The organism is Mesorhizobium sp. M1365 (assembly GCF_040317865.1).
Lineage (GTDB): Bacteria > Pseudomonadota > Alphaproteobacteria > Rhizobiales > Rhizobiaceae > Mesorhizobium.
The window spans coordinates 38,409-51,969 of record NZ_JAMYLG010000036.1 but is presented as its reverse complement, the minus strand read 5'-3'; the positions used below and the strand labels follow the sequence as shown (position 1 = coordinate 51,969).

The following is a 13,561-nucleotide window of genomic DNA, read 5'->3' as shown; positions in this document are numbered from 1 at the left end:
CGTACCGGAGTTTGCCTGCGTCCCAAGCGTCCGCCGTGCCGGAAACTTCCGGTCAAGGCTGGCGCGGCACGCGCCACAGCGATGCGGCTCTGGCCTTGACGGGCTGACTTCGGTCCGGCGTTCTCTCGACAAGCAGGCAGTTCCCTCGTCGAACATGATTTCCCTATCGGGAAAAGCCTGGACGAACCTTCTCCGACTCTGCTCCCACTTCGGCAACGGGCGAACCCGCTTGAAGATAGGCGAATACCCGAAACCAGAACCGGTACTCCCGTATCCGCCCATTGCAATACGCCGACACGGCGCACCAGGCGATTGCGGTTGCGGCTGTCTTTCCCCACAGGGCTGTCGCTGCCTCTGCAGCTTCAGGCACGGTCCGTTTCTGCACGGCGGCATCGCGGTTGAAGGCATCCAACAGATTGGGATCGCTCACCGCCCGATGGTGAGACGTGCCCGCCACAAGATACGGTCGTCATCAGCTGCGAACATCCTTCGGCCGAGCAACGGCAGGCAATGACGGTGCGCCGGCTGAAACGAATTTACTATGTCCGCAGCGTCGAATATTACGCCGCCCCGCGCCGTAGCGACCGAGCACTGAAAAAAGCTACACGATAGCGTAATGGTGGATACGCGATTGGAGCTACACATATGACCTTGAACATCCGAAACGACGAGGCCGACAAATTGGCGCGGGAGCTTGCCCGCCTCGACCGCACCAATATCACCGAAGCGGTGATATCCGCTCTCCGTGAGACAATCCGAAACCGGATGCAAAAGGAGCGGCCGCGCGAGACCGCACAGAAGATTCTGGCAAAACATGGCCTGTCTTTCCAACCTGATCGAAAGCCGGTCCCACAAGAAGCCTATCACGACCTGGATCACGATCTGCAGGGCGACGAATAATGTTCGTGGATGCCTGTGCCATCGTGTCGATGATGGCTGGCGAGGACACGGCCGATAGCTATGAAGCCGCCTTCTGGAAGCGCCCTCCCCCTTCACATCGACGCTCGCCGCGTGGGAGGCGATTATTGTTCTATCCCGGCCGGACCAGGTGAATTGCCCGTACAGCGCCGCCGAGGCGGTCGTGGTCAAATGGCTGGAAGCAGAAGAATCGCGCTTCGCGAGCCAGGATCGCCGCTGCGAGTACTGTCCTATGCCGTCGCGGTTGCCGAAAAACACGGAATTGGCAACGCTACCTCAGCAATTTCGATTGCTTTCACTACGCCTATGCCATGACAATGCGCGCGCCGCTGCTGACGCTCGACGGGCTCTTGCGCGAAACCGAAGTGAAGATCCTGCCACAAAGCACAACGGCCCTTTCCGCGGAAAAAAAGCCATAGCCGGAACGCGCCCCCAGAGCGCGCTGTGTGTATTGGCGATCTGCTGCCGCCGGGCGTGCTCAACATCGTCAACGGCTTTGGTCTCGAGGCGGGCAAGCCACTCGCGTCGTCGCCGCGCATTGCCAAGATCGCCTTTACCGGCGAGACCACGACGGGCCGGCTGATCATGCAATATGCCAGCCAGAACCTTATCCCCGTAACACTGGAATTGGGCGGCAAATCGCCAAACATCTTCTTCAAGGATGTTGTCGCCGAGGACGACGATTTCTTCGACAAGGCGATCGAAGGCTTCGTCATGTTTGCGCTAAACCAGGGCGAGGTCTGTACCTGCCCGAGCCGCGCGCTCATCCATGAATCGATCTACGATACGTTCATGGAACGCGCGCTGAAGCGCGTCGAGGCGATCGTACAGGGCGATCCGCTCGATCCGGCGACGATGATTGGCGCCCAGGCCTCGTCCGAGCAGTTGAGAAGATGACTGGAAACCGGATTAGACTATGCATGCAAAAAAGTTACGGCGACGCCGGAAGCCCCTGAACTGATCGCGGAAATTGTTGCCGAGCACGGACCAGTGCTGTTCCACCAATCCGGCGGCTGCTGCGACGGGTCTTCGCCGATGTGCTATCCGCGTGCTGGCTTCATCGTCGGCGATCAGGATGTGTTGCTCGGCCACATCGGCGACGCGCCCTTCTATATCGGGGCTTCGCAATTCGAGGTCTGGAAGCACACCGACCTCATCATCGACGTAGTGCCTGGCCGCGGCGGCATGTTCTGCCTCGATAACGGACGGGAGAAGCGATTCCTGACACGGTCGAAGATCTGCGCTGTTCAGATCGGGACGTAGCCTTCCCATCCGACTGCAGCCGATGCTCAGACCGCTACCGAACGCCCGCCTTGCCGGTTTCGAAATATTTGTCGAACTTTGTCGCGATGCTCCTGACAAAGGGCCGGCTTTCCGCAGGCACGACGAAGCGGTCACCATCAAGTTCAAGCAACCGCGCAGGATCTTGGAGGGCCGTGGAACTCGCTCGGACGAGAAGTCTTTGGCCGGCTGCGCACCGATATTCTTCCTTGGCGCATCGAGGGCGATGTCCTAGAGGTTGTCGGCAATACACCGGTTTTCGGCGGCGAAAAGGCGATCACTTACGCCGATGCCGCTCTGGTCCTTCGCGCTTTGTGCGTGAAGCGGCTCCGGAGCGGCGACGTCGGCAACTAACACGTGACGCTGCGTAGGTTCCCGTCAAAGCCGGAGGAGCCGGGCACAAGGGCAGCTCGGCTCCGTATCATCCACCCAGTATGCGTCACGATTTGCCCTGATCGCCTCTATTTGCCGCGCCCGACAAAGCGCTTCAGTCGACCTCACCTCGTCCACTTCGGCAAGACGTGGCGAGCGTCTGCGCGGCCGGCGAATTCATCCAACCCGACCCGCTTGCTGACACTGAAGAAGCAGGGCCAGGTGCCGAAGCGCATGATCCCCGACAAGCCTCGGCTCCTATGGAGCAGCGCGACCCTCCGGCTGCCCGCAACGATCTGGAGCGAGGCCAGCGCGAGCCCGCTGCCGAAAACCACGCCGAACGGCCCCGGGATCGGCGTCAGCGCCGGAATGGCCAGAAATAGGATTGTGAAGCCGATGCCGGTTTGGCGAAACGGGCCTCTCGCCAGGGCGGTTGGAACTCGAAATCACTGAAGGGGTTCTGATCCGCGACCGGACTACTGCGTTGTTCTTCGTCGGCTAAAGTCGTTTGGTGTCAAGATTGCCATGGATGATTTTGGGACGGGGTATGCTTCACTCGCGTCTGGCGCAGAAGTCTGCGGCACAGGCGAGCGTGCGGGCGTGCAATCAATCGTTCGTCAGATATTTCATCCGCTACTTGGAGACGCGGCGCTCAGCGATGGCGTGGCGTCCGCATCGCTGATATTGTCTCGCCAGACTGTAGGACGGCAGCATACGATGAATAGCGACCCCGAGAATCCCGAGTCCGTTGAACAACTACTCGACGTACCGGACCTCGCCAATGCTTTGGAAAACGAACAGTTCAGAAAATTTCTCGATCAAGTGCCGATTGCGATCGCAGTGTCGGACTTGCGAGGCGACGAACGTGTGGTCTACGCCAATCCCGAATTCGAGAAGCTGTCGGGTGTAAAGGCGGAAGAGCTTGCTCGGGAGGATTGGGCGGTCCTTTCCGCCAGCGGTCTCAATGAGCCGGCGGACCAGTCGCTGACCGAGGCGCTCGCGGACGAGACAGATTTCGTCGGGACGTTTCGGCTTCACCGCGGCGAGGATGAGCCCGCTATCGTGGACGTCTATTCGAATCTCATTCAGGAAGACAATGGCAAAGTCTGTTTTCGCCTCGTTGCCCTTGTCGACGTTTCGGCCCACAGCGAGACTGACACCCGCCAGACCGAGGAGCGTATCCGTGAAAAAGACGTTCAGCTGCGCGAACTACAGCACAGGGTAAAGAACAATTTGCAAATGATTACCGCCCTGATCCGAATGGAAGCTCGAAATGCGGTAGAGCCTGACCAAAAGCGTTTCGACCGCCTGGCAGGCCGCGTCAATGCCCTCGCGATGCTCTACCAAGCACTTTCCGGCGGCGAACCAAAGGACGAGGTCGATCTAGGCGTCTATCTCGGTCAGATCGCCTCGGCAGTCATGACGTCGCATGCTACCGAAGGTATCCGGCTTGATATGAGCGTGGACTCGTACCCGGTTTCGATCAATGTCGCCATGCCGGCGGGACTGGTTGTGAATGAACTGCTGACCAATGCACTGAAGCATGCTTTTCAAGGACGCGAAGGCGGCACGATCACTCTGCACAGCACCGTTGAAGGTGACGGGTGTCGTGTGGTCGTTGCCGATGACGGCATCGGCCTGCCAGCAAGCGAGACATGGCCCAGGCATGGCAAGCTCGGTGCGCTAATCGCGCGCTCGCTTATCGAAAACGCCAATGCGCAATTCCATGTGAGCTCCAGCCCGAATGAGGGCACGAAGGTAACTATCCTGTTCAGGCGGTCCGCCGCCGCCGCTCCGTAGATCGGACCTTGTCCAGACGAACCGCGCTGGTGGCTGGAGAGCGAATTCCAAGACTCTTGCCCGCAGATTTCGACGCGCCTTCTTCGATCGCTGACGGCCGCTAACGTCAGGGGAGCGGGTCCTTCAGCTTGCGGTTTTTGCCTTCGCGGTGAGAGCCGTTCCGCGGCAGCCCTGTTGGATCAGACAGCTTGTGGAGGAGCTTTCGCGTCATTTATTCAGAGCCAGCGCGCCCGTCGACAAGGTCAGTTTCGAGCGCCTGCTGAGTGGTTCGAACGTTCTCAACTATCAGCTTTATTCGGACTCAGCCCGTAGTGTCGTCTGGGGCTCTTACTTCTGGGGTTCCCGGCTGGTGCGCCGGCATTTGAGTTGACGTTGAACGCATTTGGAACCGGCGGAGGGGCCGCAACCATATACGGCGCAGTCCTTGGCAGCCAACCAACGGCGCCCCTGGAAGCTATCTCTCGGCTTTCTCCGGTAGCAATGTCGAATTTCGCTACCGGTATACTTCTTCCAGTTCGTGCAGCACGGGAACGGGCGCGATCTCGCGGCCAAGCTTTAGCGTAACGGCTATCGTACCGGCCAACTGCCTGGTCGCCATGCAGAACATCGATTTTGGATCTGTGGGAACGCTAGGCGCAAATGTCGACGCGACGGGGCAGGTGTCGGTCACGTGCACGCCGGCTACCGCCTGTACTGTCTCCTTGAATGGAGGCACCACCGGCTCCACGCCAACAGCGCGCAAAATGTCGAAAGGCGCGGAAACAGTCACCTATGGCCTATTTAAGGATGTCGCGCGGTTGCAGCCATGGGGTGATGCATCGACCCCGGGAAGCACGGTGCCGGGGACCGGAGACGGTGCGACCCAAAACCTGACCGTCTATGGACGGGTGCCGCCGCAGGCGACACACTGTGGTGGTGACGATCACTTACTGAACATGCCCGGTACCATGTCTTGCGAAATGACCCAAGACGACCCTGTCGGCGCCTCAACGTGCCGAATCTATGGACGGGTGTGCGTGGTGGATAGCCCCGCAGCGCTGCGATCCTGACCAAGAGAAGCCCGCCACCTTGCGGGTGACGGGCCGGCCGCGAGGCCAGGAGAGTGTTGTCAAAGCCTCACGGCCGATTCGACGCTCCCGTTAACGGCGCACTCTCCTCAGCGGCGCGCGATCAGCATGCAAAGCTGACGCAGATCGCTGTCATACGTGCCTTCGCTGCTGAGCACGTCGGCGCAGCGCTTCTTCATGCGAATCAGCTGGCTGCTGGACAGCTGAGCAACAACGCTCGGCGGGGTGCCGGGCGTCCCTGGCGTTCCAGGTGTCCCCGGCGTTCCGGGAGTCCCAGGGGTGCCGGGAACGGCACCGCCACCAACGCCAACGCCGACACCACCTGTGCCACCAACGTTGGCGCCGACCCCCGCTGTAACGCCGCCCGCGCCACCTACATTTGCGCCTGCGCCGGCAGTGACACCACTCCTGCCGCCTATATTAGCGCCTGCCCCAGCGGTCACGCCGTTCGTGCCACCTATGTTGGCGCCAGCACCGGCAGTGACACCACTCCTGCCGCCAATATTAGCGCCGGCACCGGCGGTAATGCCCCTGCTGCCGCCTATGTTAGCACCAGCGCCGGCATTCACTCCGCCGCGCCCACCGATCGAGGCGCCGGCTCCCGCTCTGATGCCGCCACTACCGCCGATCGAAGCGCCGAGACCAGCGTTGATGCCGCCTGGGCCGCCAATTGATGCGCCGGCACCGACGTTAATTCCCGCCGCACTGGAAGGAAATGATAGAGATAAAACAAGTGCACCACCGGCTAAAGCTGTGGCGAAACTCTTGACGAAATTTGCCATGACACTCTCCTTTGATACTTGCCTCATAGTAGCAGTTTCAATGCCCGCTACTTCAGCGATAACGAGCTCAGAGAGTTAGTGGATTGCTAACCCGGAACTATCTTTGAGATTGTCACTTACGATTAGAAAAATATTCTGAAACAATTTGAAATGAATGGAGCGAGTACATTCTCGGCCCAGGCTCTTTCGTATTCGGCGATGAAGTTCACATGAGGGGTGTCACGCGCAGAGGCGCAAGTGTCGAGAACGGCGGGCACAATCGACCTCCTTACGAAGAGGATAACAGTGCCACGCGGCTTCCTACTCCAGAACGAGCACGCCCTCCTCCTTGGCGGCCTCCTGCAGGACTGCACCGCCAGCGTCCACTTCGGTCCCCTCTTGGTCCACTTCATGAGTTCCTCGGCGGCACCCTCGACATGGCTAACCCCGTACCGGATGCCAGGTCCGTCGGTCCTGACGTACACCGGAGGGGAGAACCAATGGGTTGCCATGGGGGGAACTTAGAGCGGCACAGGCCTGCCGACCAACGCAGGTTATAGGGAACGATGTAGGCCCTCGCGGGTTTAGAACTCGCAGCGCTCGGTTCTTCTCTTGGATGTGCAGCCGCTGTTGGGGCCCGTCGCCTTTCTCATGGGCGACGGGCCTCTTGGTTAGAACAGTCCGCTGGTTGCCATTGGGGGGAGTAACGCCCCCTCCTCTTTTGCAGCAGCCGGGAATGCCTTACCAGCCACTTGAGGTGACACCTTATCGGCCAGCGCGGCCGTGCAGATACGTACCGCAACGTTCCACCGATGTCCCCGGTTAGTCCACTTCATGAGTTCCTCGGCCGCACCCTCGACGCGGCTGATCGCGACGCGGACACCTGGGTGGTCGGTCCTGACGTAGACCGGAGGGGAGAACCAATGGCGAGACATAGAGGAAACTTAAAGCGGAACCAGCCTGCCGATCAACCCAGGTTGTAAGGGAACGATGTAGGCCCCTCGCGGGTTTAGGGGTTGCAGCGGGATTCTTCGTGATGTGCAGCCGCTGTTCGGGTCCGTCGCCTTTCTCACGGGCGGCGGACTCCTTTCGCGAAGGCGGTGTTGGCCAGAGAACGTTTACCGCAGTTCAAGTTAGCTAGTTGTCATTGGGAGAGTAATGTCCCCTCCTCCATGGCAGCGGCCAGGAACGCCTTGCAGCACTCCTCAGGCTCCATCTCGTCGAATATCACGGCGTGGCAAACGCGCAACTGCGAGGTCCCAGCAAGGGCCACGCTTGGTCCACTTCATCAGCTCCTCGCCGGCTGTCTCGGCGTTGTTGACGTTGCGGATTTCCCCTGGACGCCCGGTCTTGACGGGGACCGGAGGGTTGAACCAGTGGCGAGCCATGAGAACTCCTATTCAGGAAAGATCATGCCCTCCTCCTTGGCAGCTTCCTCGAACGCGTCACGGGCCTGCTGTGGAGACACCTTGCCGCTGATGGCATCCATACAGGCGCGCTCCGCCTTTTGCCACTTACCACGCTTGGTCCACAAGACGAGTTCCTCGGCCGCAGCCTGAACGTGGTGGACCCCGTAGCGGAAGCCGTCATGCTCCGTCTTGACGTACACCGGAGGTGAGAACCAAAGGATTGCCATAGGCGGAACCTAGGGACGGACTTGCTATGCGGCCAGCTTCCGGTCGGGAGTATTGGTTCTGACGTGGGGGCAACCAGGGAGAGCCATGCGGCTATTCCCGAAGATCGAACGCGACGAACAGGCCAAAGGCTGGTGCAACATCAACAATAAGAGCGACCAGCTCGCAGTCACTTACCACCAGATGTGGCCCGTCGCGGCGCACCGCCGCAATAGTGTCATTGACGGAGACGATTTGGCCCCGACGGGCTTGTAAGATCAGCTCTTCACCAAGCTCGTGGGCAGTCATTTTGCTGGGTCGGCAGTTCGTCCAAATGTTCATACCAGGCCTCCCACCTCAGCGAGAAACCCAAGCCGCTATTCTGTAGGTCCCACAAAAAAATCAATGTTCCGATCGTACGAAGTAAAGGGGCGGAACGTTTGGCAGAATTTCTGAGCGGGGATCGGATAACTGGCTCGCGCGAAGAGCCCCCGACCTGCTAATCAGGGAAAGAGCCTGCCCTCCTCCTTTGCTGCCTCCTCCAACGCGTCACCGGGCCTGCTGTGGGGACACCTTGCCTCTTATGGCATCCACACAGGCGCGCTCCCGCGCTCGGTCCTCGTTTTGCTGGTTTATTTGGCCTGATGAATGCTCGAAACCGCCAGCTTGCCGGCCTTGATCGAGTAGGTGACAACGACCTTTTCACCGACCTTGAGCGTCTCGGCCTCGATCCCTTCCGGCAAGATGAACGTCTTGCCGTCGGACAGCGTGATCGAGTCGCCACTCTTGTCGACGCTTGCGATCGTGCCGGTGGTTGCCTTGGCGAAGGCACCGGTCGAGGATGCAAGGGCCAGTACAATTGCGGTTGCGATAACTGATTTTTTCATGTTCGTTTTTGCCGTTTGGTTTCGTTGCGATGCCGAAAGGGCCCGTTAGGCCCTGAGCGGCAACGGTGACGATCCGGAGCGGTAGGGCTTGCCGGATCATTTCTCTCATTCGAGAGAAGATGGATCGAGCTTAGGCGGCGGAGTTTGCGACAGGATGGCCGCTACTTTACAAATAGGTAAGCCCGCCGCTGCGCACCCCTGAGGTCAAGCCCGAGGGCAGCCCTTTGCGCGACATCCCTCTATCTCTTTGTTTTGACGCAATTCCGGACGGAAAAACCGTTTCACACTTTTCCTGGAATTGCTCTAGAAATCGCGCAGGTGCTCGGCGTCTCGTCCGGACGAAGGCCTGGCCGACAGGACGGCGGCGACGACCGAAGCGGCGACAAGGCCGAGCACGACCCCAAGATAACCCCAGGGGATCGACAGCGCCTCGGGCGGAGGGTCGAACACGCCAGTCAACAGCTTCACCAGCATCCACGCCGTCAGGAACCCCGACAGCAGACCGAATGCGAAACCACCGACGAGGATGAGGAGGCCTTCGCCCCACAGGAAGGCCGCCAATTGCCGGGGCTTGGCGCCGATGGCGCTCAGTATGGCGAAGTTCCTGCGGCGCTCGATGAACCCCAATGCCAGCATCAGGCCGGCGGCGGCAGCCGCCATGACAACAGAAAACCCCAGTTCGATCGTGGTCAGCCCGCCGAGGTCGACCGCCGTCAGGCTCGAGCCGATGAGATGAGCGGCTTGTGCGATGTCGGCAACCTTCAGCGACGGATCGAAGGAAAGCACCGAAACGGCCTGTCGTGCCAGCGCTGACGGATCGGCCTTTGCCCGCATCAGGACGTATTCGGATGCATCCGACCCGGTCATGCGGCCCACGTAGGCGGCGTTGGCGACGAGGAAGGAGTCCTTCGGCGCGGTCGGAAACTCACGCACAACACCAATGAACCTGAAGGCGATGGGATGGTACTGGTGATCCTTTGCATCCATGAGCCGAAGATTGATCGTATCGCCTTGCTGGAGCTGGAAGTCTTGCACGGTCTCTTCCGACACCAGAACACCGTTGGGAGTCAGGGTGAGCTGGTCGAGCATGCTGGCCGCGCTGGCGCCGCTGAAATAGGCATCGGAAAGGCTCGTTGCGCGTTCGATGCGCATGGGGTCGATGCCATAGAGATCCTGCAGGTCGGCGCCGACATAGGCGAAACGGTGCTGCATGGGCTCTGCCGCTGCCGCCTCGGGCAGTGCGGCCAGCGCTGCCAGATGTGTCCCGGCCGGCCTGCCCGATGTGCCGAAGACGGTGACGTCGGAACCATTGGTCAATTCCGCGTCGATGCGCGCCTGTGCGTTGTAGGTGGTGTTGAAGATCGCGGTCGACGTGGCGAAGGAGATCGCCAGCGCGGTCATGGCGATGCCGACGGTCAGGCGTCCCGATTGCCGAGACAGCGCCGCCGATACGACGTTCGCGAGAGGCCCGGCGACTGGCGCGATGATCGCCCGAAGGCCCGCGCCGTTGCGCGCGATGATAGTGCCCGACAGCCGCACGGTCAGCAGCGCCATGCCCAGCCAGAACAGCGCCGGTGCGATGAACGCCTTGTAGTCCACCGAGGTTGCGGCGACGCCTTCGGGTGCCAGCACGATCTGGTATCCGGTGCTCGCCGACTGCCAAAAGAAGAGCCCGGCTGCCGCGAGCAAAAGCATGTCCAGCCATAGGCGCTGCCAGACCGGCGTCCCCGAGCGGCTGACGGCACGCCGCGCGGCACTGACAGTCGCCCAGCGCGCGTCACGCCAGGCAGGAAACAGAAAGGCGACGAAACCGACGAGCAGCCCGAACAAGGCGACAAGAAGCAGTGTCGGACCGCTCGTGCTCGCCGTTACATGCTGGCCCGAAGCGATGCGGCCGAAGAGCAACGCCGCGGCTATGCCAAGCGCGGTTCCGCCGACAGCGGCGATCGCGGCCTCGGCTGCCGACAGGGACAGGATTGTCCTTGTCGTGGCGCCGCGGACGCGCAGCAGCGCCTGCTCCATCCGCCGGCGCGCCGCACCGGACGATGTGACCGCAAAGGTGAGCGCAATGGCCAGCGCAATGCCGGGCAGCCCGAGAAACAGGAACAGCACGGAGGCGTAAAGTGCGTCCTCGCGGACTGCTCCGAGGCGGGAGCCGAGATTGTCGGCGACCAGAGCCTGACCCACGGTCCGCGCCTCGAGGTTGCGCTTTGCACTGGTGACGAATGTATAGGCCGTGACAGGATCGGTGGGCAGCGCCTCATGGGCGAGCCGAACATGCCATTGCAGCCTGGTGGTGTCGGGGCGCATTTTCTGCTGCGGGTCGAACAATTGCTGCCAGTCCTGCCGTGACAGCACAAGCACATTGTCAGGCGGCGCCTGCGGAGCAGCCTGGGGCGGCAGGCCTACCGCCTGGAACAGCGAATCGGCGTCGGGAAGGTCGATCACGCCGGCAACTTTCACTTCTGCCGGGGGCAGCCCGATTCGCTTGATCGACACCGTGTCGCCGGGGCCGACATGTAGGTTGGCCGCCGTCTGCTGGGCAATGAGAACACCGTCGGTCTTGCCGGAAAGCGGCCGGACTTCGGCCGGAAAGGCCCGGGAATAGCCGCTATCGAAGGCGATGACCCGTCCCGGTCCGGTGGTCTGCGTGGTGCCGCCGGTCTGGGCCTCGAAACCGGCGACATCCGCATAGCGGACCTGGTAAACGGCCTTGACCGGCGTGGCTTCGCTCACCGCCTTACCGATCAAGTCCGGATCGGCACCGGAAATCACCTGGACCTGCCAGTCGATCGGCACGGCCGATATGGCGCGAGCCGTCATAGAGGAGCTGGCGCTGGCGAGAAAAAGCGCCATCGCCGCGAGAAGCGCTACGCTGAGCGCGACGCCCGCCATCGAGCCGGCGATACGAACGAAACGACGGGCGAGTATGCCCCGAAGCCAAAGCAAAAGCATCATGCTGTGACGTTCCACGGCCGACCGGTGACCAGCCGGCCGTGATCCATTGTCCAGCGCGTTGCCATGCGAGCCGCGACCGCTTCGTCATGCGTCGCCACGACCAGCGCCACGCCGGTGTCCTCCAGCCGGTCCAGCACGGCGTCGAAGAAGAATTGCGCCGTCCGGCTGTCGAGCTGCCCGGTTGGCTCGTCGGCAAGAACGAGTTTCGGTCCTGTGGCCAGCGCCCGGGCCATGGCAATGCGCTGCGACTGTCCGCCGGACAATTCCTCCGGCAGTTTGTCGCCAAGCTCGCCGAGGCCAAACGATTCCAGCAGTGCTGCCGCGGTTTCATCCGCGGCGCTTTCGCCGGCCAGCACCATTGGCAGGCCGACATTCTGGGCCGCCGTAAGGGCGGGAAACAGGCTGGGCGACTGGAACACGAATCCGACCTGACGCGGCCGCAGTTCCTCGAACGGGCCGAGCCCGGGCCATTCAATGGTGCCGGTCGTCGGTCTGTCCAGCCCGCCAAGAATATGCAGCAGCGTTGTCTTGCCGCTGCCGGAAGGCCCGACCAAGGCAATGCGCGCGCCCGCCGCGATCTCGCAGTCGACATCGCGCAAAACGGTGATCCGGCCGGCGTTCCCATCATGAAAGTCGCGGCCAAGACCTTTGCCGACAACTAGCGTCCTACTCACCCTCGATCCTCCCGTCTCTCAGACGGATGATCCGGTCGGCTCTTTGCGCCAGCGCTTTGCTGTGGGTTGCGAGCAGCGTCACCAGTCCGGCTTCGCGTCTGGCCTCGAACTGCTCGATCAGCCCTGATTCAGTGTCGCGGTCGACCTCCGCGGTCGGCTCATCGGCAACCAGAATGGGGGGATCCGCGGCCAGCGCCACGGCAAGGCCGGCGCGCGCCGTCTCGCCGCCCGAAAGCTCGGTTGGAAATGCATTTCCGCGATGCGACAGGCCGACGCTTTCCAGCAGGGCGCCAATTCGTTTCTCGTCCTGCTTTCCCGCCAGCAGCATCTGCAAACGGATGTTCTGCTCGACGCTCAGGTGGCCAAACAGGTTGCCGGACTGTAGGAGGATGCCGAAATTGGCGGTGCGAATGCGCGTGCGCTCGGCCTCCGATCGTCGGGTCAGGCGCAGGCCGGCCACCTCGACATGACCACCATCCGGCTCGTCCAGCCCGGTTACGCAGGCCAGCAAGGTGGACTTGCCGCTGCCGGACGGCCCGGTCAGGGCGACGATCTCACCGGGCGACATCTGAAAACTTACACCGCGCAGTGCAGCCGTCTCGTCGTCGCCGATGTGATAGAACCGATAGAGTTCGTGCGCGTCCAGCGCGTGCATCTCACTTCCACCGCAACGAGTTGGACATCAACTGCCACTGGTCGACATTGTCGGCGCCCTTTGGCGCATAGAGTTCGAGCGTGACGAGCTTGCCGTCCTTGAAATAGAGGTAGCGCTCATTTTCCAGGCGGACCTGCCTGTTGGTCACCGCGTTCGGTTCGGAGTTGGACGTGTAGACGATGCGGATTGCCGGCCCCGCCGGCAGCTTGACCTGCTTGACCGCCGTCACCCGGATGGCTCGACCGGTGGATTGCAGCTTCGGAACATAGTCCGCCTTGACGCTGTCGACGGTCGGCGCGGCGTCCGCCTTCGCCACGGAGACAACGACGCCGTCGAGCTTGTCGACGAAGCTGGCGCCGTCGGCATGATCCGACCGCGCCCAGCCCTCCGGCACCTTCATGGTGAAACCTTGCGGCGAGGCATAGTCGATGAAGACCTGCGTATCGGGAATGTCCCCAGGAGGGTTCTTTTCCGCGGGGACGACCTTCTCGGCCGCCAACGCCGGCAGATTTCCGAAACCTGGAATGAGCGCGCCGGCAGCGCCTAGACATGCCGCGACAGTAAGCATCGGCAGG

15 protein-coding genes and 4 pseudogenes are annotated in these 13,561 nt (G+C 61.6%); 7 read left to right on the top strand and 12 right to left on the bottom strand.

Translation table 11 applies throughout. The annotated features are described in order from the left end of the window. Positions 1–163: 163 nt before the first annotated feature. Positions 164–430: a Y4oE-related protein gene (locus NKH04_RS33280; protein ID WP_502913450.1), complete on the bottom strand. Its 267-nt coding sequence runs from the start codon at positions 428–430 to the stop codon at positions 164–166. 215 nt (positions 431–645) lie between these two features. On the opposite strand from NKH04_RS33280, the gene NKH04_RS26470 reads away from it, so the two are divergent. The 3 genes and pseudogenes from NKH04_RS26470 (at position 646) to NKH04_RS26460 (ending at position 2,181) form a co-directional block, all read left to right on the top strand. Continuing rightward, the gene (locus tag NKH04_RS26470; protein WP_352507621.1) at positions 646–900 is read left to right on the top strand and encodes a type II toxin-antitoxin system VapB family antitoxin; all 255 of its coding nucleotides are present in this window, start codon (positions 646–648) and stop codon (positions 898–900) included. 468 nt (positions 901–1,368) lie between these two features. Then, a pseudogene (adh, locus tag NKH04_RS26465) lies at positions 1,369–1,812 on the top strand (aldehyde dehydrogenase); the annotation flags it as partial. Positions 1,813–1,815: 3 nt separating this feature from the next. Next, entirely contained in the window at positions 1,816–2,181 is a 366-nt protein-coding gene (locus NKH04_RS26460) for a DUF779 domain-containing protein (RefSeq protein ID WP_352542776.1), read from the top strand. 34 nt (positions 2,182–2,215) lie between these two features. Here the strand turns inward: NKH04_RS26460 and NKH04_RS26455 are convergent. Together NKH04_RS26455 and NKH04_RS26450 are read right to left on the bottom strand one after the other, a co-directional pair. Next, positions 2,216–2,389 (bottom strand): annotated as a pseudogene (locus tag NKH04_RS26455) (coproporphyrinogen III oxidase); the annotation flags it as partial. 448 nt (positions 2,390–2,837) lie between these two features. After that, positions 2,838–2,975, bottom strand: a pseudogene (locus tag NKH04_RS26450) (exopolysaccharide biosynthesis protein); the annotation flags it as partial. Positions 2,976–2,980: 5 nt separating this feature from the next. Here NKH04_RS26450 and NKH04_RS26445 point away from each other — a divergent pair. The 4 genes and pseudogenes from NKH04_RS26445 to NKH04_RS26430 all read left to right on the top strand — a co-directional run. Further along, positions 2,981–3,132 (top strand): annotated as a pseudogene (locus NKH04_RS26445) (EAL domain-containing protein); the annotation flags it as partial. 156 nt (positions 3,133–3,288) lie between these two features. Next, entirely contained in the window at positions 3,289–4,371 is a 1,083-nt protein-coding gene (locus NKH04_RS26440; RefSeq protein ID WP_353045199.1) for a sensor histidine kinase, read from the top strand. Between the two features lie 148 nt (positions 4,372–4,519). Further along, positions 4,520–4,741 (top strand): spore coat protein U domain-containing protein, encoded by a 222-nt coding sequence (locus NKH04_RS26435; protein WP_352816333.1) that lies wholly within the window; start codon positions 4,520–4,522, stop codon positions 4,739–4,741. 226 nt (positions 4,742–4,967) lie between these two features. Further along, complete coding sequence (locus NKH04_RS26430; protein WP_352816331.1) at positions 4,968–5,420, top strand: Csu type fimbrial protein; 453 nt, start codon at positions 4,968–4,970, stop codon at positions 5,418–5,420. Positions 5,421–5,527: 107 nt separating this feature from the next. Here the strand turns inward: NKH04_RS26430 and NKH04_RS26425 are convergent, their stop codons facing one another. The 9 genes from NKH04_RS26425 to NKH04_RS26385 form a co-directional block, all read right to left on the bottom strand. Continuing rightward, on the bottom strand, positions 5,528–6,220 hold the full coding sequence (locus NKH04_RS26425) for a hypothetical protein (RefSeq protein WP_352542754.1): 693 nt from the start codon (positions 6,218–6,220) through the stop codon (positions 5,528–5,530). A gap of 650 nt (positions 6,221–6,870) precedes the next feature. Beyond that, entirely contained in the window at positions 6,871–7,134 is a 264-nt protein-coding gene (locus tag NKH04_RS26420; protein ID WP_352816329.1) for a DUF982 domain-containing protein, read from the bottom strand. A 461-nt stretch (positions 7,135–7,595) separates the two neighbouring features. Then, on the bottom strand, positions 7,596–7,808 hold the full coding sequence (locus NKH04_RS26415; RefSeq protein WP_353045198.1) for a DUF982 domain-containing protein: 213 nt from the start codon (positions 7,806–7,808) through the stop codon (positions 7,596–7,598). Between the two features lie 118 nt (positions 7,809–7,926). Continuing rightward, positions 7,927–8,154, bottom strand: coding sequence for a hypothetical protein (locus tag NKH04_RS26410; protein ID WP_353023204.1), 228 nt, complete (start codon positions 8,152–8,154; stop codon positions 7,927–7,929). 290 nt (positions 8,155–8,444) lie between these two features. Continuing rightward, positions 8,445–8,699 carry a DUF1344 domain-containing protein gene (locus NKH04_RS26405; RefSeq protein WP_353023206.1) on the bottom strand — a complete coding sequence of 85 codons (255 nt, stop codon included), beginning with the start codon at positions 8,697–8,699 and terminating at the stop codon, positions 8,445–8,447. A 303-nt stretch (positions 8,700–9,002) separates the two neighbouring features. Then, complete coding sequence (locus NKH04_RS26400; RefSeq protein ID WP_353023208.1) at positions 9,003–11,657, bottom strand: ABC transporter permease; 2,655 nt, start codon at positions 11,655–11,657, stop codon at positions 9,003–9,005. Then, the gene (locus NKH04_RS26395; protein WP_352542759.1) at positions 11,654–12,331 is read right to left on the bottom strand and encodes an ABC transporter ATP-binding protein; all 678 of its coding nucleotides are present in this window, start codon (positions 12,329–12,331) and stop codon (positions 11,654–11,656) included. Before NKH04_RS26395 ends, NKH04_RS26400 begins: the two co-directional genes overlap by 4 nt. Continuing rightward, positions 12,324–12,986, bottom strand: a complete 663-nt coding sequence (locus NKH04_RS26390) for an ABC transporter ATP-binding protein (RefSeq protein WP_352816323.1) — start codon at positions 12,984–12,986, stop codon at positions 12,324–12,326. Before NKH04_RS26390 ends, NKH04_RS26395 begins: the two co-directional genes overlap by 8 nt. 1 nt (position 12,987) lies before the next feature. Then, positions 12,988–13,554 carry a hypothetical protein gene (locus tag NKH04_RS26385; RefSeq protein WP_352816322.1) on the bottom strand — a complete coding sequence of 189 codons (567 nt, stop codon included), beginning with the start codon at positions 13,552–13,554 and terminating at the stop codon, positions 12,988–12,990. Between the last annotated feature and the right edge of the window lie 7 nt (positions 13,555–13,561).